Genomic DNA, 22,870 nt, shown 5'->3' with positions numbered 1-22,870 from the left:
TCTCTTGCTCATTCTCTATCTCTTGCTCATTCTCTATCTCTTGCTCATTCTCTATCTCTTGCTCATTCTCTATCTCTTGCTCATTCTCTATCTCTTGCTCATTCTCTATCTCTTGCTCATTCTCTATCTCTTGCTCTTTAAATTGCCGTTGCCTTTAGGCAACGGATTGTAAATTTATCAAAAGAAGTCTCGGGCTTCAGCACCAAAATTTACTATATCTCTTGCTCTTGCCTTACTCTTGCTCTATTTCTTGCTCTTCACATTGCCGTTGCCTTTAGGCAACGGATTGTAAATGTATCAAAAGAAGTCCCGGGCTTCGGCTCCACAATTTACTCTATCTCTTGCTCCATCTCTTGCCTTATACTTACTCTATTTCTTGCTCTATAAATTGCCGTTGCCTTTAATCAACGGATAAAAAATGCATCAAATAAAAATCCGGTCTTCAGCCCCATCCCCCGAACCAAATTTCTCTTTCCTTTGTAACTTTATTTAATGCTTTAATAGAAGTATCTTGTAAAATGTTTAAGAAAAATAAAGCTACTAATATTAATCTGCTGGAACTTACTCCTGTACGAATCAATAATCATGAGCAGGTTGACGGGCTTGTGAATATACTTATTCCTAAATTTAAAAAAGAGTTCATGAAGAAATTTATCCCTAAAAATAAATCTAAAGATATAAGGGTCAAACTCGATGAACTCGGCTCTGCTGCTTGGCTCGCAATTGACGGCAGCAAAAAAGTTCTTTCTATCGTTGAAGAACTTAAGCTAAAATTCGGTGATAAGATTGAACCCGCAGTCGATAGAGTCTCGCAGTTCATAAATGGCTTATATGCAAATAATTTATTATACTTTAAAGAACTAAGAAAGGAAAAATAAAATGGCAGTTTTAAATGCTCTGAAACCCTCGGCTATCTGGTCGCATTTCGAAGAAATGTGTGCTATCCCGCATCCCTCTAAGCATGAAGATGCAATGCGGCAATACGTAATCGACTTTGCTAAAAAAAATAAGCTTGAGTATGAAGTCGATGCCGTAGGTAACGTCGTAATTCGCAAACCGGCTACAAAAGGCTTCGAAGACAGAAAAGGGGTCATTCTTCAAGGGCATCTCGATATGGTACCTCAGGCTAACAGCGACACAAAGCATGATTTTGAAAAAGACCCTATTAAACCTCGCATCGACGGCGAATGGGTTAAGGCTACCGGTACAACACTCGGTGCTGATAATGGAATGGGTGTATGCGCCGCACTTGCCATTCTCGAAGCTAAAGATTTGAGCCACGGTCCTATTGAAGCTCTCTTTACAATCGATGAAGAGACGGGGATGACGGGTGCTTTCGGTTTGAAACCCGGTTATCTGAAAGGTGATATATTAATGAATCTCGATTCAGAAGATGAAGGCGAATTGTTCATTGGCTGCGCAGGCGGTACGAACGCTCTCGCTGAATTCAAGTATGAAATTAATCCTGTTCCGAAAGATAGTGCTTCATATAAAATTGTAGTCAAAGGTCTCAAAGGCGGTCACTCAGGATGCGATATACATCTATTTCGCGGTAATTCAAATAAAATTATATTCCGTTTCCTTAGAATGGCAGAACGTAATTTCGGTCTGAGATTAGCATCTGTCGAAGGCGGTACACTGAGAAATGCTATACCACGTGAAGCACATGCAGTAGTCGTTGTTCCGTCTGCCAAAGCAAAAGATTTTGAATCCGCTTTAAAGAATTTCGAATCAACTCTTAAAAATGAATTCGCAACCGCAGATCCTGGTCTTGAAATTAAATTTGAAAAGGCTGAAATACCCGAAGGAGTTATAGACGCAAAGTCACAGAAGAATGTCTTTAATTGCATTTTTGCTCTGCCTAACAACGTTATCAGAATGAGCAACGATATGCCCGGTCTCGTTGAAACATCGACAAACCTCGCTATCGTTAAATCTGACAATTCCGAAAAGAAATTTTCTGTTATCTGCCTGCTCAGAAGCTCTGTAGATAGCGGTAAAGAAGCTCTTGAGAGAAAAATGGAATCCGTGTTTGAACTCGCTGGTGCTTCGAAGATTGTTTTCGATGGTCAGTATCCGGGCTGGAAACCAAACCCGAATTCTCCGATTCTTAAAGTTATGATTGGGGGCTATAAAAAACAGTTCGGCAAGGAACCAAAGATTAGCGCTATTCATGCAGGACTTGAATGCGGGCTTATCGGAGGCGTATTCCCGAATCTTGATATGATTTCTTTTGGACCAACTATCCGCAATCCGCATTCACCCGATGAAATGGTGAACATTGCAACAGTTCAAAAGTTCTGGGATTATCTCGTTGAAACTCTTAAAAACGTCCCAAAGAAATAATTTTTATTTCCAAATTATATAATGAATGTCATCCCCGCTTTCTCTTAGCGGGGATCTCATCATCAAATCTCGAAATATTTCAGTTACTCCTTTTTCCGGTTACCTGTTTCTTTGTTCTTCTTGCTCTTTCTGCACTTTCCGTTCTTGTTGCTCTACATGCTTTTGCTGTTCTTCACCATTTCTTCAAGTACTGCCTCCGCATACATTTCCGCTGACTTGGGTTTCGTCCTGAACCACAACTCCGGCTCAATCAGCTCCAGCTCTGATACGGCAAGATTTCCGTCATTGTCCTTTATGGCATCTACCCTACCATACACCGGGAATGGATTGCACATTGACACGACTCTCTCCGCAAATTCAATCTCTTCCGCACTCGCATCGTATTTATGAACCGTTCCTCCAAAATCATCTTGTACTCTGAAATCACCAGCTTTAGCTTTCTTTAAAACAGCGTGTGAAAACTTTCCACCAAAAACTACAAATGTCTTTTCACCTTCCTTTAACACACTGTACTGAAACTCCTGAAGCATCATACCTTCTTTCTCTATAAGTTCTCTGTAATTCTTTTCGTATTCAAAGACATTAACTCTGTCAATCTTATATGTATGTCTTCCACCGCCTGAAACAACGGGTTTTAATATTGAATCTATCCATCCTGAATTCAAAAATATATCTGTCAGCCCTCTCTCATCACCCTTCTCAATAAATATCGTTTTCGGTATGTTAACACCACTATTCTTCAAATCAAGCAGATAATGTTTATCCGCATTCCAGCGAATCGTCTCGATTCGGTTTATTAGTTTCGTTTTTTTGCTAACCTCATCAAGCCACTTCGAAAACTCTTCATACCTGTTAAAATAATCCCATGTCGTTTTAAAAATTGTATATTCTGTCTTAGTCCAGTCAAATTCAGAATTGTCCCAGTTCGTCCTTCCGACTCTTAATCCCCTTCTCTCTAACGCCTCCTTCGCATAATTATCCTCTAAAAGAATATTCTGAACATATTCGTCTGCACCAACTGGATTCACAAACCTTGAGTCAGTAAGTATTACTATGTCATATTTCTTTTTTAATCCCATGAAATGAATTTCGTACAACATACACTAAATATTTTTTCTTTTCAACGGAATTATTTTCTTCTATTCTATGTTTAAAAAATATAATATATTGTATATATTATACTATACGCTTGAATTATGCAAATAAACAGTATGTTATTTAGTTACAAATCGCATAATTTTAAGATATTTACTGTAATTACAGTATAATAGACATTTATCCTCTCCATATTCACTTTAAACCCACTTTATATCCACTATATATTCAGTCTTACTTCCTCCTTACTTCGTTCACATGTCGTACTCACTTACTGTGCGCCTAATCCGCCGTTCATCCCCGGTACAAAGCTGGCACTTAATTCCAATTAGTCCGGCTTTGAGAATGTAAAATACCGCTGCATTCATTTTTCTCAATTTCTCTGTTTCTTACACATTTGAATTGATTTTCCTCCATAAATCACTTATTTTTCATGTTTGTTTTAACTTAATTTTATAACACTAAATATATTTTAAAGGAGTTGTTTCGGTAATGATTACAAGACAAAAAGCTTCACATGGTACAGGCGTAATGAATAAGATGCGCGATAAGATGCCTTATATTATCGTTTTTCTCATCATTGCTTTTGTCGGTCTTATTGTTTTTGAATGGGGTATGAATTACGTTGGTTTAAGAGGTGGAGATATGGTTATCTTTGGTAGTGTAAACGGTGAAGAAATTACTTATCAGGAATATGAACAAGCTCTCCAGCAGCAGCTCGAAATGATGAGACAGCAAAATGGAGGCAAAGACGTTGATGATGCTACACTCGAACAGATTAAAGAACAGGTTTGGAATCAACTCGTTCAGCAAAAACTTACTAAACAGGAAATCGATAGACTCGGAATCACAGTCTCCGATAACGAAATACTCGACTTTATTTACAACAGACCCGATGAGCTCCCCGAAGCCATAAGACGTAACTTTATGGATTCAACAGGCGTCTTTAATATGGAGTTCTACCAGCAGGCTCTCGGTATGAAAACTAAAGAGGCTACTCAGTTCTGGAATCAGGTCGAGGTCTATATGCGTGAAGTTCTCTTATCCGATAAGCTTCAAAACTATATCACTGCTTCAGTTATCATTCCCGAGGAAGACGTTCTTCAGAAATATAAAGATGATAATATAAAAGCAAGCTTTAATTATGCTTTCCTCGACGTTAATGCCGTTACTGATACAATGCAGTTCCAGGTTTCTGAAGAGGAAATGAAAGATTATTTCAATAAGCATAAGGACGAATTCAAACAGGAAGAAGCTGTTAAATTCAAATATGTTGTTTTCTCCGACGCTCCAACTATAGATGATACAAATTCCGTAAAGAAACAGATGGAGTTTATGGTCAAAGATATGAAGAGTGCAATGATGGAAGATTCTTCTTTAATCAAACTTGTTAACGATAACTCTTCCGTTCCTTTCAAAGCAGATTTCCAGAAACCAAACGCATTAGGCGCTGCAGGAAAGAATGCACTAAACTTTCTCTTTAATGCTAAACCTGATGAAGTTTCAAATATAATTATCGATCAGGACGGTTACAAAGTTATTAAAATGCTCGAATCAAAAGAAGGTGATGAATCTTTCGTTAACGCTTCACACATTCTTATAAATTTCGGAACCGATACAGCAGCTGCAAAGAAGCAAGCGGAAGATATTCTAAAACGTGCAAAGAGCGGTGAAGATTTTGCTAAGCTTGCATTCGAACTTTCTCAGGATCAATCTGCTAAGCAGAACAGCGGTGACCTCGGATGGTTTACTAAAGGGGCTATGGTAAAGGAATTTGAAGATGCCGCGTTAAATGGTTCAGTTGGAAGTATTATAGGTCCTATTAAAACTCAGTTCGGCTTTCATATAATCTATATTAAAAACAAATCAAAGAAAGAGTTTAAGTTTGCGGAAATCAGAAAGCCTGTAACCGCAGGTCAAAGGACTAAGGATGTCGCTCGCAAGAAAGCACAGGAGTTTATGTCCGATGTAGAAAACGGCGCTATAATCGACTCTCTTGCAAAGAATATGAATATCCCTATTTATACAACACCTGAAGTATCAAAAGGGGGCTTTGTTCCCGGTGCGGGTCAGAACAAGAATATTATTGAGTTCGGTCTTTCAAACAAGAAATCGAAACTATATGGACCGACTAAAATCCAAGGCGGATATGGTGTTTATATGATTACCGATAAAATTTCAGAAGGCACAAAAAATTTCGACTCTGTTAAAGTTACTCTCGTCAAACCTAAAGTCGCTCAAATAAAGAAATTTGGATACTTGCAAAAGATAGCCGGAGATATTCGTTCTAAAATATCAGGAAGCGATATACTCGGTCTTCAGACTATATTTCCGCAATATTCATTCAGTACTGCAGACAGTGTTTCTTTTGCAAAGCCGGACGTTAAACTCGGTATTGATTACCCGCTCTATAACGCTGTATTCTCAATGAAACCGGGCGAAATCACAAATCCAATAAAAGGAACTCGTGGTTATTATATTGCTGTCCTTAACTGGATAACTCCTTTCGACCAGAATGACTACGTTGTTAAAGCAGCCGATTTGCGCAAACAGCTACTTACCAACAAGAAGCAGCAGGCTGTTCAGGAATGGATGACTAACCTGACAAACAATGCTAAGATAGTTGATAACAGAGATAAGTATTTATAAAAAATTAGAATAATCATATAACAAAAAGCCCCTCACTCGAGGGGCTTTTTGTTTATTTATATCTGTACTCCCAAATGTATATACTGTTTTCAATTAAATCTTCAAACTTAATACTCTGCAGCATTCCATTTTTATACGTATAGAATTTTCTTAATTTTATATCCTTAGAATCCCTTAATTCTTCAATTATCTTATTTCCTTCATAAGCAAACTTATTATAACTCAATATATTTCCGCTGTTATCCTTCGTTTGCTCTTCAATAACATTAGAGTTTTCATCGTAAGAATAATTGGTAATCGTCTTTTGCTCATTAATCAATATAATCCTATCTTCAATCATCCGCCCTTCCGAATCATACGTGTATTCATATTTTTGTTCAACTTCTCCTTTCGAATTATACTTCAATTCTTCTATTAACTTCTTTTGGCTGTTTAGTTTAAATAAAGATTTGTTCATTAAAGTACCATCGGCAGAAAAGTTATTTACTTCTCCGCTTTCATAATTTCCGAATTCATATACTTCATCTATAGCTTTAACATTACCGAAATACAATTCTCTCTTCGAAATAAATCCCTTATCATTATAAGTGTAAAGTGTCTTCCCTGCAAGCTGTCCGTTCTTATCCGTTATTTCTCTATATAAAATGTTACCATCATAATTAACTAAAGTTGTGTATTCGGTCACAGCATCAAATTCTGTAACCAAACTTTTATCGTTACTTATTGAAATCTTATAGACCAGAGAAGTATCGTTCTCGTCTTCTGAATCACTTATATCAATACGAAATATTTGAATATCTGAAAATCCTGAGTTAATATACCCTGCAATTTTCTCCTTCTCATTTTTTTCCGACTCAAAAAGCATCTTGATTTGTGCATTCGAAATACAGGAGGTCAAACTTAATAATATTAAAACAATTATTCTAATGTTTTTCATGGTATTTTATTTCTATTTATTCGAAATTGATAGGGTTATTAACAAAATATTTATGAATATAATAACAAAATTACTCGGCATAAAATATCCAATTATACAGGCCGGAATGGTATGGTGCAGCGGATGGAAACTCGCTTCTGCGGTAAGCAATGCAGGTGCACTCGGTCTGATTGGAGCGGGTTCCATGCATCCCGAAACACTTGAAGAACATATTATAAAATGCAAAGTTAATACCAATAAACCCTTTGGAGTTAACATTCCCCTTCTTTATTCCCAAATCGATGATATTATTGATATCATTATAAGAGAAAATGTAAAGATCGTTTTTACATCAGCAGGCAGTCCGAAAAAATACACTTCATTGTTCAAGGAAAAGGGAATCACTGTTGTCCACGTTGTCGCAAGCGCAAAGTTTGCTGTAAAATGTCAGGAAGCAGGTGTTGATGCTGTTGTAGCGGAAGGATTTGAAGCAGGCGGGCATAATGGCATAGAAGAAACTACAACTATGGCACTGATACCCTCAGTCAGAAATGCTGTTGACATACCTGTAATAGCCGCAGGTGGAATTGCCTCAGGTTCATCAATGCTTGCTGCTTTTGCACTCGGGGCTGATGGTGTGCAGATTGGAACTCGTTTCGCAGCATCAGTTGAATCATCTGCACATGAAAGTTTTAAAAAGATGATTGTAAATTCCTCTGAAGGTGACACAAAACTTATGATGAAAAAAATCGTACCTGTAAGACTTTTAAAAAATAAATTCTATGAGGAAATTAAAGAGGCTGAAGACTCTTGCGCATCACCTGATGAACTAAAAGCACTGCTTGGAAAAGGAAGAGCCAAAAAGGGAATGTTTGAAGGAAATCTCGAAGACGGTGAACTCGAGATTGGACAGGTATCAGCATTAGTCAATGAAATTAAACCTGCGGGTGAGATTGTAAATGAAATAATGAAGGAATTTAACGATAGATTAAATATATTATCAGAATATAAACAATGAGCCGGACTATTAATTCCGGCTCAAATAGAAATATACTTTAAGCAAATAAAGGTGTGTTATCTATGTAAATGAGATACTTTTCTATCAAATCATCTTTCATGTAGAATATATTACAGAAGTTAACATTAACCTGCTTCCCGTCTAACCTTGTATATAATACTTCACCCTGCCATACAACGCTATCACCCTGCTCCCAGAAATTAACAACTTTATGCTGACTGCCTTTTATCATGTTAAAAAATGCTGCCACATACTCCTCAACCTTTTTTCTTCCTTTAACTTCGTCGGCATTTCCAAATTTAAATATACCGTCTTCAGTCAATAAATTAGAAAATCCTGCTGAATCTTTTGCGTCAATAATATCACCAATTTTTTCGAGCCATTCTTTTCTGTCCATAAAATATTTTATTTTTGAATTATAAAACTTAACAATATCTATTTTCCATAAATTCCCTGATTATTTGTTAATACTCTTTCCTCAAGAATTTTCACTCTTTTTCTCAAATTAAAATATGATGTTATTGTATGAATTATAGCAGTGATTAAAAGCAGCACTAATCCGCATGTAAACATTATTCCCCTAACCGCATACGAAACAGCAATCAATATCGGTTCATACACAATATCACTGATATAATTATGTCTCTTTAATTCTATAGGCTTTTGCTCGTCGTCTCCAAATGTTAAATAATTCTTTATTCGCTCTAATCTGTAAATGAATAAATTCATATTGTAAAAAGACATATCTATTTGAGAATCAAGCGAATCAATCTTTGATTTATCAATTCCTATAGTATTTATTGTCTTCATAGAAACTTCCTCTATTATCGGCTCAGTAAGCGAGCCGCCGAACAAAGCCGCAATTATTAACAATACAGATACCGAATAGAACAAAAGTATTAAAATCTTCATTATTATGTTATAAAGTTAAAGATATATTATTAAATTAGTTAAACCATTTTGCAACTGAAGAAAATACATTATTGAAACACTCGTTAGTTTCATTCTTGGACTTTTCATTTAATGGGAAAGGCGAGATGTGATTATACTCATACGGGAAATGCATTTCCTTAATTTTGATTTTCAATCCATCAGTATCTAAAGTCTCCCGAACCGAATCCGGAGGCATTACTTCATCATTTGTTAATGGTATTGCAAGTATTTGATTCTCAAATCTCTTAAGTTTCGTTGTACGCAATTCTTCAAATCTATTTTTATTAAGCAATGACCTGAACAACATTCCATCGCTTTCATTTTCGCTAAAATATCTTTTGAGTGTTTCATTTGATTTTAAATTATCCTCAAAGTCTTTCGGATAATAGGCTGTCATTACTCTTTCTGCGGCACTATCGTAAATGTACTTTGAAGCGGGATGCATCAAATCCATAGTAGGTCCTCCACAGAATAACACAATTTTGGAATCGGCAAATAAATCTGTTCTCGCCATTATGAGTATTTCAATTAGAAAAGCTCCAATAGAATAACCGAATAATGATATTTCGCACCCTTTATCAATCTCTTTAAATTCTTCATTACGTATATTAGAAATAAGTTTTTGGACATCATTAAAAGTCCTTAAACCTGAAAAGAAGAAATGTTCAGGATTGAACTGCAGTCGTGTGCTTATTGCAGCATTAACGAATGAATACTCCTGAGAGTTAAATTTGGTTTTTCTTTCTTTTGCAAGAGCATTCATAGTTCTTGAATCACCCCATTTTAAAGGCCTTCGATTTATATGGTATGATATCGGAAACATTAGTACTGCCTGACCTGTCAGCTCCACGAGTCTTTTTGCCCATGTATGATATTTGTCCCAGCTGCTTTCATTTAATCCATGAAATAAAATAATAAGTTTATTGCACTTTTGTTTTTTACAGTACAATGGAAATATAAACTTTCTATCGCATTCCATTGCTTCCTTCGAATTCTCAAGAAAGGAATTCGTCAGGGGTGAGGATTCATTTAGTTGTTGAAGTTCTCTTTTTACGGAATTAACAAATCTATTTGAGTCAGGATAATATTTATTATCATCTGAAGTGAAACTAAAATTCCTGATAAAAATATCACATCCGGGAATTTGGATTGATTCCTTACTTTCGGAATAAATTTCTTTCAGAAGATTATAGTCTTCAAGATAGCCCATATTGAACATTTAATAATTAATCTTTGTTCAAACTATCGAATTAATAATACTTTTTATATGCACTTTTTGAAGACAGTTCAAAGACTGCCGATAGATTTGAAAACGGCCTGGGATTTCTTTTCATCGCCCGAAAACTTAAAGGTGATTACACCTCCATACATGGGGTTTGAAGTAACATCGGAATACCAGGAGAAGAAGATGTATCAGGGAATAATTATAACATACAAAGTTACTCCGCTGTTCAATATAGCGATGAACTGGGCGACTGAAATAACACATGTTAAAGAACCGAACTACTTTGTTGATGAACAGAGATTCGGTCCTTATAAATTCTGGCATCATCAGCATAAGTTTTACGAAATAGAAGGCGGGGTTGAGATGTATGATATTCTTCATTATAAAGTCGGATTTGGTTTTATCGGGAAAATAGTAAATTCATTTCTGGTAAAGAATAAGTTGAAGGATATTTTTGATTTCAGGTACAGGAAGCTCGAGGAGATATTTGGGAAAATGAGAACTTAAATGCAAAATATTTACTATTTATTATGATGTTCTTTTCATGTATTTTGCATCTGCATGAAAATGTGTAAATTTTATATTATTTTCTTAATCAACTAATGGATACCGAGCCACATATACTTAAGCCGTCTATGACGGCCAAAACTACCAAAGTTATTGTTCTAACCACTGTAATGTTCACCTTCATTTCATTCTGGCGGGCTGCCGCTGTTGTCATTGGCGACCTCGGCTCTACGGCTTATTATATGGGCGGCATTGCAGAGCAGTTTGTAGGAACTGTAGCACCATACTTTATTCTTGGTGTAATGATATTTGCATTCTGCGTGATGGCATTATATTTGGAATCATCGCCACTCTTCACGCGCGGAGGTGTTTACAGAGTTGTTAAATCAACGCTGGGCGGATGGTTCGCCAAGGTCTCAGTTTCTGCTTTAGTGTTTGATTATATACTTACCGGACCTATCAGCAGTGTATCCGGCGGACATTATTTCGCAGGACTATTGAACGATATATTCAAAATGATTGGGTTAGAAATACAATTCGATAGGAATATATTATCAATGGTAATTGCAATAGGTATTGTTTTATTCTTTTGGTGGGAAAACGTGAAAGGAATAGAAGAGTCATCTTCAAAAGCACTAAAGATTTTTATAATTACAGCAGTAATGGGTGCGATGGTTATTATTTGGGGTATAGTAACATTGCTTTTAAAGGACGAACCATTCTTTGCACACTTTCCGTCTTTCGAGATTAATCTTTCGCACGAAGCTTACGGCTGGCTAAGCAATGCTGACTGGGCGAAAACAATAGGGCTGATAAGTATTCTTATTGCTTTCGGACATTCATTGCTTGCACTGAGCGGACTCGAGACTTTAGGTCAGGTTTACAGAGAAGTCGAGTATCCTAAACTGAGAAACTTTAAAAAGACTGCACTCATAATATTTCTGTTTAGCGTTACGCTTACTCCAGGAGTTTCTTTTCTCGGAACAATGCTGATACCGGATAATGTAAGACCGCAATACATAGATAATTTAATCGGCGGAATCGCAATGTTTCTTATCGGACCGCACTGGCTGAATTTAATATTTCAGGCATTCGTTGTAATAGTCGGTGTTTTGATACTTTCGGGTGCTGTAAATACTTCCATAGTTGGTGCAAACAGCGTTCTTAACAGAGTTGCGGAGGACAAGGTTCTTACAGACTGGTTCAGGAAACCGCATAAGAAATACGGAACAACTTACAGGTTGTTGAATCTGATAGCATTATTTCAGATTATAACGATTATACTATCGCAAGGAAATATATTATTGCTTGGTGAGGCATATGCATTTGGTGTAGTCTGGAGTCTTGTATTCATGGGATTTTCAATGATTGTGCTAAGGTATAAAGATAAACGCAATCGCGAATGGAGAGTACCGCTGAATTTTAAGATAGGAAAGAATGAAATACCTTTCGGTCTATTACTCATATTTTTTGTCCTCTTCTTCGTGGGTATAACAAATTTATTCACAAAACCTATTGCGACTATCTCGGGTGTAATATTCACTATAACGTTCTTTGTAGTGTTTGTTATTTCCGAGTTTATAAATAAGAAGAAATTAATGAAAGAAAAGAACCTCACTGAGGATGAGTTTCACAGCCACGAAAATATGAGAGTGCTTGAACATTTTAATCTTGACGATGAATCACAAATTACACCTGAATCGATAGAGAGTGAACTATCGGACAGAGTTATGGTTGCCGTGCGTGACCCTAACAACCTTAATCATTTAAAGAAAATTATAAATGAAACCGATACGGATAAGACTGATATAATTGTAATGATAGCAAGAGTATTCACGGATAAAATAAACACAATAACAAGAAAAGAACTGAAATCTGATGAATTAAATTTATTTAGTGAAGTTGTTAACGTAGCTGAAAAGATTGGGAAGCCGGTAATACCTGTCGTAGTACCAACAAACAACGCTTTTTATTCTATAATGAATGTTGCTCATTCACTTGGAGTGCGTGAAGTTATAATAGGACTATCAGCTAAATATAAACCTGACATTCAGTTACAACAACTTGCGTTGCTTTGGGGTACGGTACATTCAGATGAAAATACACACATAAGAGTAAGAATAATCACAGAAAATAAAGAGCACACTATTGAATTGTAATTTGCTGAATTTGAATCGTTAGACATGGCTTAAGAAGACAAGAAGGTCTCCTTTTTTCTTTTCAATCATAATTTTCTTGGAAGATGAAACGTTTAAAGTCCCTTCCCTGACTCCAAATTCAAGTGATTCATTATCAAGTTTGTATTTAAAACCCTTTATTGTTATTCCACTCGCCACGGGAAAACCAAGAAGTGAAACCACTTTATTCTTCTTATATTCTCTTTCAAATCTTTTCTTTAAATAGAAAATCTCAAATTTTCTATCAATAATCTTTATATCTAAAACCTTTGAGTATCTCTTCATCACGCTTAAATTGTTCGTGATATGATCAGGTCTGTCGCCTGTAGCACCAAATACGACAACATTATTAAGATTGCACTCAACCACATACATCAATGCTTTTTCAAAATCTGTTGTCTCCTGTTCTGTTATCTTCCGAATTTCTACTCCTTTTTTCCTGAAAAAACTTAAATCCGAGTTTGTAATTGAATCAAGGTCGCCTAAAATTATGTTTGGCAAAACATTATAATGCTTCGCAGCTTTGGCACCACCGTCTGCACAAATTATATAGTCACTCTTTTTATAGAATTTCCTGAATATTGTATTTGGAACAACATCACCATTAAGGATTATTATTGTGCGGGTATTATTCAATACAAGAAGTTTTTGAAGTTTAAACAGTTTTAGTGGAGATTAGGGGAGTCGAACCCCTGACCTTTTGAATGCCATTCAAACGCTCTACCAGCTGAGCTAAATCCCCTACTGATGTACAAAAATAAGCGATTAGTGTTATAAAGACAAGGGATATTGGCAAAATTGACTAATAATTAGTGATATTTAAGCCGGGTACATGATTTAACGGTCAGGAAGCAGACAGGAAGCGTGCAGGATGCATGCAAGAAGCGGGCGTGTTGCGGGGAGAATGGTATGTTCATGGTATGTTCATGGTATGTTTATGGGATGTTTATGGTATGTTGAAATAAAGAATTGTTATTACAGAACATTATCTTGCGGTTCTTTTTTATAAACCGTATGTCAAATTTGTAAAGGAGGTACAAATTCTGACTGTAATATCTAAAATAATATACAAAAAATATGTGAGAAAGTAAAGACAAATATGTATAATATTTTATATTTTAAAATACCGATTTTACATGTTTAACTGAACTTGAAAAGCATACTTGAGTGTTATCTATTGTAATAATAAATATTTATCTTTAATTTGCTGAAATTTATAAAGAAGAATGAACAAAACTGTTAACAACGCAAGAGAAGCAATTCAAGGAATGAAAGACGGAATGACTATGATGTTCGGAGGGTTTGGACTGTGCGGTATTCCAGAAAACACGATACTTGAATTATCCAAAACTGACATTAAAGACCTAACGATAATATCAAACAACTGCGGAGTTGATGATTTCGGTTTAGGATTAATGCTTCAAAGGAAACAGATAAGAAAAATGATTTCATCTTATGTGGGTGAGAATGCAGAGTTTGAGAGGCAAATGCTCAGCGGAGAGCTTCAGGTGGAGTTAGTACCGCAAGGTACACTTGCTGAAAGAATAAGAGCCGGTGGTGCGGGTATTCCTGCATTCTACGTACCTGCAGGATACGGAACGGAAGTAGGGATAGGAAAAGAGTCACGCGAGTTCAACGGCAAGATGCACCTTTTAGAGCATGCATTTAAGGCGGATTATGCAGTTGTAAAGGCATGGAAGGGTGATACGGCAGGAAATCTGATATACAGATATACAGCAAATAATTTTAATAACATGATGGCAATGGCGGGAAAGATAACGATTGCAGAGGTAGAAGAACTTGTACCTGCGGGAGAGCTTGACCCGAATTTTATACATACGCCGGGAATATTTGTACAGAGGATATTTCAAGGTGTAAATTACGAAAAGAGAATTGAGCAATTAACCTTATCAAAATAAAAAATGGCATTAGACAAGAATCAAATAGCAAAACGCATAGGTCAGGAACTTCGCGACGGTTACTATGTAAATCTTGGGATAGGTATTCCTACATTAGTTGCAAACTATGTTCCTGAGGGTATTAAAGTAATATTACAATCCGAAAACGGAATGCTTGGGATGGGTCCTTTTCCGACGAAAGAAACTGTTGAAGCAGACCTTATAAATGCGGGTAAGCAGACGATAACATATTTGCCGGGAGCATCATTCTTTGATTCGGCTACAAGTTTTGCTATGATAAGGGGCGGGCATGTAGATATTACAATACTTGGTGCGTTTGAAGTTTCAGAGAAAGGTGATATTGCGAGCTGGAAAGTACCCGGAAGATTAATAAAAGGAATGGGCGGTGCGATGGATTTAGTAGCATCAGCCGAGCATATAGTTGTTGCAATGCAGCACACGAATAAAGATGGACAGTCGAAACTGCTTAAAGAATGCACATTACCTTTAACAGGCGTAAAATGTGTAAAGAAAATTGTGACTGACCTTGCTGTTCTTGAGGTAACGGATAAGGGTTTCAAGCTGCTTGAAAGAGCACCGGGTGTAACGGTCGAGCAGATAAAGGCGGCTACAGCGGGTACGCTGATAGTTGAGGGTGATATACCTGAAATAGCTTTATAAGATTTTATTTTATGAACTATCCCCGAAAAGTTGTATTAGGCGATATTACAGTAAGAGACGGATTTCAGCATGAAGAAAAGTACATACCACTTGAAGCAAAACTATGGCTGGCTGAGCAATTAATCCTTGCAGGATTTAAGAATGTTGAAATTACAAACCTTGGAAACCCAAGAGCAATGCCGCAGTTCAAAGACGGCTACGAGCTGATAAAAAGGATAAAGACAAGCAAAAAAACAGTACACCTTATTGATTCAGTTACACTTACCGCAGTAACGATTAGAGAAAAAGCAATAATAAGAGCGATTGAAGATAAGAAAAACGGCTTTGGTCCAGACAGAATTCTGCTAATGACACCGACGAGCTATTCATACCACTTCAAGAATGCCGGTATGTCTTATGAAGATTATTGGAAGTTGGCGGAGAAGTACATAAAGCTATGTGATGAAGTTGGGATAAAAGTTGATGGTTCTGTAAGTACAATATGGGGTTGTCCGATAGAAGGCCCGACTGATTTAAACAGGGCTTTAGAATTTACAAAAAGATGGTTAGATATTGGTGCGAGCGATGTGGAGCATGCAGACCATGATGGTTCAGCAACGCCTGACAGAATATATGATTATTTTTCGATGGTATTGGATAAGTTTCAGAATCCGGAAAAACATATAGCCCATCTTCATTCGACTCATGGATGGGGTTTAGCGAATGTTCTTGCGGCACTTCAGGCGGGAATGACAAACTATGAATCAACGATGGGCGGACTCGGCGGTCAGCCTGCAAACTTCTTTGACGGTGTGCCTGTAATGGGAACGGGAGATTACTACTCAGTAGATACAGAGCTTGCCGGTCTGATTTGCACTGAAGATATGGTTGTAATGATGGATGAAATGGGCATAGAGACAGGGCTTGATATAGAAAAGGTTTTGAACATAGGCAGAATGGTAGAAAGAATTGTCGGCAGAAAGCTTCGTTCGGAAAGTATAAGAACGGGCAGGGTTCCAAAAGAATTAAAATCAAATTAAATATAAATGAATTATCCTAAAAAAGTCACAATAGGTGATATTACCGTAAGAGATGGTTTCCAGCATGAGGAGATATACATTCCAATGGAAGCAAAGCTCTGGACAGCAGAGCAGCTTATACTTGCAGGATTCAAGCATGTTGAAGTAACAAACCTTGGCAATCCAACAGGCATGCCGCAGTTCAAGGATGCAGATGAACTAATGAAGAGATTAAGAACGAGTAAGAAGATAGCACATCTGATTGATTCGGTATCTTTAACGTGCGTTACGATAAGGGAAAAAGCAGTTGAGAGAGCGATTGAAAACAGAAAGAACGGATTCGGACCCGACAGGATTTTGCTGATGGTTTCGACGAGCGAATCGCATCACAAGAAGAATTCTGGATTGTCGCTTGATGACTACTGGAAAATGTCTGAGAAGTATATTAAACTTGCACGCGATGCAGGAATAAAAGTTAACGGAACGGTAAGCACAATCTGGGGATGCCCGATAGAGGGTCCGACAGAAATGAAGAAGGCGGTAGAATTCACGAAGAGATGGTTTGACATAGGAGCGAGCGATGTAGAGCATGCAGATCATGACGGCTCGGCTTCACCTGACAGGATTTATAAATATTTTTCGATGTTGATGGATGAGTTTCAAGACCCTGCCAAGCACATAGTACATCTTCATACAACGAGAGGCTGGGGTTTAGCGAATGTACTCGCGGCACTTCAGGCAGGAATGACAAACTATGAATCAACAATGGGCGGATTAGGCGGACAGCCGGCAAACTTCGTAAGCGGAGTACCTGTAAGCGGAACGGGAGAATATTATTATAAAGATTCCAGTATAGTAGGACTTGTTTCGACTGAGGATATGGTTGTAATGATGGATGAGATGGGAATTGACACGGGTCTTGATGTTGATAAAGTTTTAAACATAGGCAAGATGGTGGAAAGGATAGTCGGGAAAAGACTCCGGTCAGAAAGTATAAAGACAGGAAGAATACCAAAGACACTTTCGGGAAGATAAAATAAAACATAAAGATAATTCGATATGGACACACGATATATTCGGGTGTCCATTTTTCATTCATAGACTTCTCCCCTCTCATGTAATCATTATCGAATTGAAAAATAAATCTAAAATATGCAGGTTAAGAAATAATTACAGGAATGAAAAAGTTTATTATTATAGGACTATTATTAAGTATAGCTATTGTAAGTATTTTATATTATACTTTTCGAGCAAACACATCGCCATCTAATCTTGATTTTCAAATATCGGTAGAAAAAATTACTTTTTTAAAAGGTGAAGAATTTGACATCATATTCTCTATAACTAATGTGGGAAGTAAAATAGATTCTGTTCAAAACTTTAATTCAGTTACGCTAAGTTCTGATGCAGAAATCAGCAGTGACAAAAAACCCACATTACCATACGGAGGAATGCCTGCTTTAGATTTACCACTTTATTATTATAAAATACAACCGAATGAAAATATTTCCGAAGAAGTTTCACTTCAATTCTTTCGTGGTGATGATGGGGCGCCATTCTACATTTATTTCTCGAACGGAAAGTATAAAGTAAGAGGTGTTTGTAAGGATGGATTAGGGCAAACTATAAAATCAAACACAATAGAATTTGAAATTATAGAACCAGAAGGGATTGAAAAACAAGCATTTGAGGATTTTTCCTTCATAGTAAATTATCAAAAAAATCTTGAGAAGAGAGTTACAAATCAAGGAGATAGGATTCTTCTTGTTGATAAAGCAATAGAATTTCTACATAAATATCCAACATCTGTTTATACAGGAAGAATACTTTATATTAGTTATCATAATAGGGAACCTGGCAAGTATAAATTTGATGAATCATATTTAAATGATATTGAGTTTTTTCTCGAAAAAAATCCAAAGTCAAGTTCTTTGAAGCCATTAATATCTTCTATGACGGCGTATTTCTGGTCAGTACCAAATGGGAAAGAAAAGGCGATAGAACATTTTAATACACTTAAGCAAAAGCTAAACAACAGCAGAGTTGATGAATTGATTGAAGAACAGTATCGGCAAAATGAATTATTTAAAGAACAGTAATATTAATTAAAAATTTTATGTTATTAGAAAAATAATTTTCATTAGTTTAATAAAAGTATGAAAAGATACATTAAATTAATTCTTGGTACTTTTATAATTCTGATTATAGCAAGTACGTTATGGGACACTTTAAGGATTAAAGCATCTGCATCTAATCTTGATTTTCAAATATCGGTAGAAAAAAATACTTTTTTAAAAGGTGAAGAATTTGACATCATATTCTCTATAACTAATGTGGGAAGTAAAATAGATTCTGTTCAAAACTTTAATGAAGTTACTCTAAGTTCCGATGCAGAAATCAGCAGTGACAAAAAACCCACATTACCATACGGAGGAATGCCTGCTTTAGATTTACCACTTTATTATAATAAAATACAACCTAACGAAAAAATTTCTGATGATGTTCCACTTCAATTTTACCGCGGTGATGATGGGGTATCATTATACAGTTATTTCTCGAATGGGAAGTATAAAGTAAGAGGTGTTTGTAAAGATGGATTAGGGCAAACTATAAAATCAAACACAATAGAATTTGAGATTATAGAACCAGAGGGAATTGAGAAACAAGCATTTGAGGATTTCTCTTATATTGTATATTATGAGAAAAAATACATTAAAAATAGAGCTAGAAATCAAGAAGATAGGGTTATTCTTGTTGACAAAGCAATAGAATTTCTCTACAAATATCCAACTTCAGTTTATACTGGAAGAATATTATCTTTAAGCTTTTTAGTTCGGGAATCTGGTAAGTATAAATTTGATGAATCATTTTTAAATGATATTGAGTTTTTTCTTGAAAAAAATCCAAAGTCAAGATATTTAAAGACATTAATATCTAACACAACGGCGTATTTCTGGTCAGTACCAAATGGGAAAGAAAAGGCGATAGAACATTTTAATACACTTAAGCAAAAGCTAAACAACAGCAGTGTTGATGAATTGATTGAAGAACAGTATCAAAAAAATGAATTATTTAAAGAAAATATTAGGTAGTATAAGTCATATCCAACTCATCAAATAACCTAGCTATTAATTTTTTACAAAGCCAGATTTGAGATAAACGACAAACATTTTTCTCTTGATTATTATTCATCAAATTAATAAATCGTATTAAATAAATGAATATTATGAAAACATTATTTATTTTCTTAGCAATTTGTTTGTTTGCAACGGGAGCATTAAGCCAGAGTTATCAGGACTGGAAATGGCTTCATCAATCACCGCAGGGTAACGAACTTAGATGGGTTAAGATGTGGGATGTGAATACGATATATGCAATAGGCGGCAAAGGAACGTTTATCAAGACAACGAACAGAGGCGCAAACTGGTTCGTTAATCACACGGCTGGGCGAACATCGGGAATACCGATACAGAGAGCAGACTTACGGAACGCATGGTTCTTTAATCAGAGTACGGGAATTGTAATCGGTTCGTATGGAAGTATATTAAGGACAACTGACGGCGGTTTGACATTTGACAGTACGGGCAACCCTGCGCCGACAAACACTACATTTACAGGAATAAGTTTTATAAACAATCTGACGGGATATGTAGTCTGCGGATTAACAGATTACAGATTAATGAAAACAACGAACGGCGGAATAACCTGGAATAACAACATCGGTACGACGCCGGGCTATTCAAATCCATACGAACTGCATGCTTTTACGGAGAATAAACTTATAGTATTCAACCAGCTTGGAGATAATTTCATAACGACTAACGGAGGATTTTCATGGACTACATATCCGATTGGCAATTTAGTTAATTTTAACAAAGCTGTTTTCTTAGACGCAAACACAGGTTATGCATGCGGTGACTGGGGCAGGTGCAGATATACAAATGACGGAGGATATACCTGGGCGAACATGGCAGGAATACTTTTTGACAGAAACATACATTTCACGGATATAAAATACAGGGATAATACTGTTTATCTGACGGGAAATTCGAACTACATATACCATTCATCGAACCATGGCGACACGTGGGATTCGATAGCATTTATGGCACCTTCGGCACAGCCATTATGGAGCAACTCATATTATTCATCTGACTTCTCCATAACGGCGGATACAATGATAACCGTAGGGGCGAAGGGTTCCATACATCAAACACTTGGAACTTTTAAGCAGCCGCTTGGACAGTATTTAAAAACGGGAAACATGCGGGACGTCTGGTCGTCGGCGAATGCCGGAGTACTGTTAGCAGTGGGAGCACCGTCCGTTTCGACGGTTACACAAGACCAGATATTAAGGTCAACAAATTCGGGCAATAACTGGACGGTTGTTTCACCTTCTGCAACGTCGAATGCAGAGTTTTACAGTATAGACATGATAGATGACAACACGGGATATATATGCGGGAATAGGTCGGCAGTTTACAGAACGACTAACGGCGGAGTCAACTGGGATTCGCTTGTTATACCGAATATGCCTGCAGGAATAATATTATCGAAAGTCGATTTTGTGAATGCGCAGACGGGATGGTTATTTTCGAGATACACTGCGGGTAATGATTCGACAATTTTCAAAACAACGAATTCGGGAACAACCTGGACGAAGCAAAAGATAAACGCAAACACGACGGGTAATACGATATACAGTGCCTGTATGCTGGATGAGAACAACGGATGGCTTTTGAGCAGCAGGCCGAGAGCATGGAAAACCACTAACGGCGGGGCTGTATGGGATTCGACGCTATTGGGGGATAATTATCTCGCAGGTTCACTTTACGATATAAAGATGCTGAATGCACAAACTGGATACTGCGTCGGTTCGAATAACAGAGTTTACAAAACGACTAACGGCGGAGCAACGCCATGGTCGAACGTAAGTTTTTCGTCCACGACTGTAATAACAAATTATGCAGTTGAAGTTAGGAATCAGCAGGAGTGCGTGGTGATGGGTACTTACGGTACGGGATATTACACGTCGAACGGCGGCCTTTCATGGACTAAGAAATTTTTACAATCGAGCATAAGCGACATATACGGTTCTTATTTATCGCAAGACGGTATTTTGTATGCTGTTACACTTTTAGATTCTTATATTTTTAAGAACTCAAGTATATTCACGACAGGAATAAACACGGTATCGGAGAATGTACCTGTAACAATAAGACTAAAGCAGAATTATCCGAATCCGTTTAATCCAAGAACAGTTATTGGTTTTCAGCTGCCCCGCCACGGCGGGTCTCCGACCAGTAATGTTGTTATAAAAATCTATGATGTTACGGGACGAGAGGTGCAGACTCTGGTTAATGAAACGCTAAATGCGGGAGATTATAAAATTACATTTGACGGTTCGGGACTGACGAGCGGGGTGTATTATTACAAAATTACTGCGGGCGAATTTTCGGAGACACGGAAAATGATTTTACTGAAATAAAATTACTGCAACAAATTTATTTCTACTGCATCGGTAGAAGTCCATAATATATTTTGCGGGTCGGGATAATTTGCAATAAAGGATATATAAATTATACCTTTTTTGAATTCCGATAATAATTTTTTATTCTCATCGGTAAATTTAAATGTTACAGTATTAGGTTTATGGTTAAATTGTTCTGAAATTAGTTCTTCGAAAGACAAGAAATCAAAAGCAGTATCTTTTTTAGGATTGCGTGGGTCATAGAGGTAAACAATAGAGACTGCCTGATAGGGTAAAGTAAAGACTTTTTCGGGATTACTATCGAAGGAGTATTCAAGAGAAAAATAATCATCATCCCAGATTAGAGCATTAGTTTTCATGTAGATATTAGGAGGAGAAATAATATTATTCGGAGTAAGTCCTGTTGAGGGGGTTTTACTTCTATTTGCACTGAAAATACGTCCGTAATAATTCTCACCGAACAAATCGGAGTTTTTCCAGATAAATTTTAAATATTTATTTTCAGATATTTCTTTAGTAAAAGAGGAAGTATAAGCGAAACCGCTTTCATTGTCTTTAGTTTTCCGGGATTTTGGTTTATTTGGGTCACGGGGGCTTGGTTTACTGCGGAAATATCTTTTTCCGTTCCTGATACAGAATACCATATCACCAGCAGAACCTGAGAATTTACCAAGCAGAGAGCGTTTAATGATAGCCATAGATGAAAAATATTAGTTTATTCATTACAAAAATACAAAAAGTTTACATGAATTTAAACAGTTCGTTGGCACTTTTAGGATTGGACATTGACCATCGGGGGGTAAAGGAACGCCTATGAATTGCGTCTTATTTGCGAATAAAAGGCGTATAAAAGGCGTATGAGATGAGTGTAAATATTGAATAAACATATGGTTATTTTGTTAAGAATTGACAACCTCGTAATAATAGCTATATCAT

The 22,870-nt window shown here is 36.6% G+C and carries 20 protein-coding genes and 1 tRNA gene; 13 read left to right on the top strand and 8 right to left on the bottom strand.

The features are described from left to right. The first annotated feature begins 518 nt into the window (after positions 1-518). A complete protein-coding gene (locus WC644_12550; GenBank protein ID MFA5012765.1) occupies positions 519-878 on the top strand; it encodes a PqqD family protein in 360 nt (119 codons plus the stop codon). Position 879: 1 nt separating this feature from the next. Next, a complete protein-coding gene (locus WC644_12545; protein MFA5012764.1) occupies positions 880-2,346 on the top strand; it encodes an aminoacyl-histidine dipeptidase in 1,467 nt (488 codons plus the stop codon). Positions 2,347-2,498: 152 nt separating this feature from the next. Here the strand turns inward: WC644_12545 and WC644_12540 are convergent, their stop codons facing one another. After that, complete coding sequence (locus WC644_12540; GenBank protein ID MFA5012763.1) at positions 2,499-3,446, bottom strand: hypothetical protein; 948 nt, start codon at positions 3,444-3,446, stop codon at positions 2,499-2,501. 487 nt (positions 3,447-3,933) lie between these two features. On the opposite strand from WC644_12540, the gene WC644_12535 reads away from it, so the two are divergent. After that, positions 3,934-6,090 (top strand): peptidylprolyl isomerase, encoded by a 2,157-nt coding sequence (locus tag WC644_12535; GenBank protein ID MFA5012762.1) that lies wholly within the window; start codon positions 3,934-3,936, stop codon positions 6,088-6,090. Positions 6,091-6,142: 52 nt separating this feature from the next. On the opposite strand, the gene WC644_12530 is transcribed toward WC644_12535, so the two are convergent. Beyond that, complete coding sequence (locus tag WC644_12530; GenBank protein MFA5012761.1) at positions 6,143-7,027, bottom strand: hypothetical protein; 885 nt, start codon at positions 7,025-7,027, stop codon at positions 6,143-6,145. Between the two features lie 52 nt (positions 7,028-7,079). On the opposite strand from WC644_12530, the gene WC644_12525 reads away from it, so the two are divergent. Continuing rightward, positions 7,080-8,024: a DUF561 domain-containing protein gene (locus WC644_12525; GenBank protein MFA5012760.1), complete on the top strand. Its 945-nt coding sequence runs from the start codon at positions 7,080-7,082 to the stop codon at positions 8,022-8,024. Positions 8,025-8,061: 37 nt separating this feature from the next. On the opposite strand, the gene WC644_12520 is transcribed toward WC644_12525, so the two are convergent. From WC644_12520 to WC644_12510, 3 genes are read right to left on the bottom strand one after another with little or no spacing between them, the layout of a single operon-like run. Then, positions 8,062-8,421, bottom strand: coding sequence for a nuclear transport factor 2 family protein (locus WC644_12520; protein MFA5012759.1), 360 nt, complete (start codon positions 8,419-8,421; stop codon positions 8,062-8,064). 38 nt (positions 8,422-8,459) lie between these two features. Further along, a complete protein-coding gene (locus tag WC644_12515; GenBank protein ID MFA5012758.1) occupies positions 8,460-8,936 on the bottom strand; it encodes a hypothetical protein in 477 nt (158 codons plus the stop codon). Positions 8,937-8,970: 34 nt separating this feature from the next. Continuing rightward, complete coding sequence (locus WC644_12510; GenBank protein ID MFA5012757.1) at positions 8,971-10,167, bottom strand: DUF6051 family protein; 1,197 nt, start codon at positions 10,165-10,167, stop codon at positions 8,971-8,973. A gap of 57 nt (positions 10,168-10,224) precedes the next feature. Between WC644_12510 and WC644_12505 the strand changes: the two genes are divergently transcribed. Together WC644_12505 and WC644_12500 are read left to right on the top strand one after the other, a co-directional pair. Next, positions 10,225-10,689, top strand: a complete 465-nt coding sequence (locus WC644_12505) for an SRPBCC family protein (protein MFA5012756.1) — start codon at positions 10,225-10,227, stop codon at positions 10,687-10,689. Between the two features lie 95 nt (positions 10,690-10,784). Further along, the gene (locus WC644_12500) at positions 10,785-12,848 is read left to right on the top strand and encodes an APC family permease (GenBank protein ID MFA5012755.1); all 2,064 of its coding nucleotides are present in this window, start codon (positions 10,785-10,787) and stop codon (positions 12,846-12,848) included. An 18-nt stretch (positions 12,849-12,866) separates the two neighbouring features. Here the strand turns inward: WC644_12500 and WC644_12495 are convergent, their stop codons facing one another. Then, complete coding sequence (locus WC644_12495) at positions 12,867-13,502, bottom strand: thiamine diphosphokinase (GenBank protein ID MFA5012754.1); 636 nt, start codon at positions 13,500-13,502, stop codon at positions 12,867-12,869. Between the two features lie 33 nt (positions 13,503-13,535). Then, positions 13,536-13,608: transfer RNA gene (locus tag WC644_12490), tRNA-Ala, on the bottom strand. A gap of 484 nt (positions 13,609-14,092) precedes the next feature. Between WC644_12490 and WC644_12485 the strand changes: the two genes are divergently transcribed. The 7 genes from WC644_12485 (at position 14,093) to WC644_12455 (ending at position 21,931) form a co-directional block, all read left to right on the top strand. Next, complete coding sequence (locus WC644_12485) at positions 14,093-14,785, top strand: CoA transferase subunit A (GenBank protein ID MFA5012753.1); 693 nt, start codon at positions 14,093-14,095, stop codon at positions 14,783-14,785. A 3-nt stretch (positions 14,786-14,788) separates the two neighbouring features. Then, a complete protein-coding gene (locus WC644_12480) occupies positions 14,789-15,445 on the top strand; it encodes a CoA transferase subunit B (protein MFA5012752.1) in 657 nt (218 codons plus the stop codon). 11 nt (positions 15,446-15,456) lie between these two features. Next, positions 15,457-16,464: a pyruvate carboxyltransferase gene (locus tag WC644_12475; GenBank protein ID MFA5012751.1), complete on the top strand. Its 1,008-nt coding sequence runs from the start codon at positions 15,457-15,459 to the stop codon at positions 16,462-16,464. A gap of 6 nt (positions 16,465-16,470) precedes the next feature. Further along, a complete protein-coding gene (locus WC644_12470; protein MFA5012750.1) occupies positions 16,471-17,478 on the top strand; it encodes a pyruvate carboxyltransferase in 1,008 nt (335 codons plus the stop codon). 143 nt (positions 17,479-17,621) lie between these two features. Further along, complete coding sequence (locus tag WC644_12465; GenBank protein MFA5012749.1) at positions 17,622-18,542, top strand: hypothetical protein; 921 nt, start codon at positions 17,622-17,624, stop codon at positions 18,540-18,542. Positions 18,543-18,599: 57 nt separating this feature from the next. Continuing rightward, entirely contained in the window at positions 18,600-19,535 is a 936-nt protein-coding gene (locus tag WC644_12460) for a hypothetical protein (GenBank protein ID MFA5012748.1), read from the top strand. Between the two features lie 134 nt (positions 19,536-19,669). Then, positions 19,670-21,931 carry a YCF48-related protein gene (locus WC644_12455; protein ID MFA5012747.1) on the top strand — a complete coding sequence of 754 codons (2,262 nt, stop codon included), beginning with the start codon at positions 19,670-19,672 and terminating at the stop codon, positions 21,929-21,931. A 2-nt stretch (positions 21,932-21,933) separates the two neighbouring features. Here WC644_12455 and WC644_12450 read toward each other — a convergent pair whose 3' ends face one another. Next, complete coding sequence (locus WC644_12450; GenBank protein MFA5012746.1) at positions 21,934-22,632, bottom strand: hypothetical protein; 699 nt, start codon at positions 22,630-22,632, stop codon at positions 21,934-21,936. Positions 22,633-22,870 lie beyond the last annotated feature (238 nt).

Source organism: Ignavibacteria bacterium (assembly GCA_041649015.1).
Classification (GTDB): Bacteria; Bacteroidota; Ignavibacteria; order Tepidaquicellales; family Tepidaquicellaceae; genus CAIKZJ01.
Note: the sequence above shows the minus strand (reverse complement) of the source record. Positions and strands in the feature narration are given on the sequence as shown.

Coding starts and splice junctions, on each gene's coding strand:
- WC644_12540 (MFA5012763.1), bottom strand. CDS start 3,446: ATGTTGTACGAAATTCATTTCATGGGATTAAAAAAGAAATATGACATA.
- WC644_12505 (MFA5012756.1), top strand. CDS start 10,225: ATGCACTTTTTGAAGACAGTTCAAAGACTGCCGATAGATTTGAAAACG.
- WC644_12530 (MFA5012761.1), bottom strand. CDS start 7,027: ATGAAAAACATTAGAATAATTGTTTTAATATTATTAAGTTTGACCTCC.
- WC644_12535 (MFA5012762.1), top strand. CDS start 3,934: ATGATTACAAGACAAAAAGCTTCACATGGTACAGGCGTAATGAATAAG.
- WC644_12450 (MFA5012746.1), bottom strand. CDS start 22,632: ATGGCTATCATTAAACGCTCTCTGCTTGGTAAATTCTCAGGTTCTGCT.
- WC644_12550 (MFA5012765.1), top strand. CDS start 519: ATGTTTAAGAAAAATAAAGCTACTAATATTAATCTGCTGGAACTTACT.
- WC644_12545 (MFA5012764.1), top strand. CDS start 880: ATGGCAGTTTTAAATGCTCTGAAACCCTCGGCTATCTGGTCGCATTTC.
- WC644_12510 (MFA5012757.1), bottom strand. CDS start 10,167: ATGGGCTATCTTGAAGACTATAATCTTCTGAAAGAAATTTATTCCGAA.
- WC644_12525 (MFA5012760.1), top strand. CDS start 7,080: ATGAATATAATAACAAAATTACTCGGCATAAAATATCCAATTATACAG.
- WC644_12475 (MFA5012751.1), top strand. CDS start 15,457: ATGAACTATCCCCGAAAAGTTGTATTAGGCGATATTACAGTAAGAGAC.
- WC644_12465 (MFA5012749.1), top strand. CDS start 17,622: ATGAAAAAGTTTATTATTATAGGACTATTATTAAGTATAGCTATTGTA.
- WC644_12485 (MFA5012753.1), top strand. CDS start 14,093: ATGAACAAAACTGTTAACAACGCAAGAGAAGCAATTCAAGGAATGAAA.
- WC644_12455 (MFA5012747.1), top strand. CDS start 19,670: ATGAAAACATTATTTATTTTCTTAGCAATTTGTTTGTTTGCAACGGGA.
- WC644_12500 (MFA5012755.1), top strand. CDS start 10,785: ATGGATACCGAGCCACATATACTTAAGCCGTCTATGACGGCCAAAACT.
- WC644_12480 (MFA5012752.1), top strand. CDS start 14,789: ATGGCATTAGACAAGAATCAAATAGCAAAACGCATAGGTCAGGAACTT.
- WC644_12520 (MFA5012759.1), bottom strand. CDS start 8,421: ATGGACAGAAAAGAATGGCTCGAAAAAATTGGTGATATTATTGACGCA.
- WC644_12515 (MFA5012758.1), bottom strand. CDS start 8,936: ATGAAGATTTTAATACTTTTGTTCTATTCGGTATCTGTATTGTTAATA.
- WC644_12470 (MFA5012750.1), top strand. CDS start 16,471: ATGAATTATCCTAAAAAAGTCACAATAGGTGATATTACCGTAAGAGAT.
- WC644_12460 (MFA5012748.1), top strand. CDS start 18,600: ATGAAAAGATACATTAAATTAATTCTTGGTACTTTTATAATTCTGATT.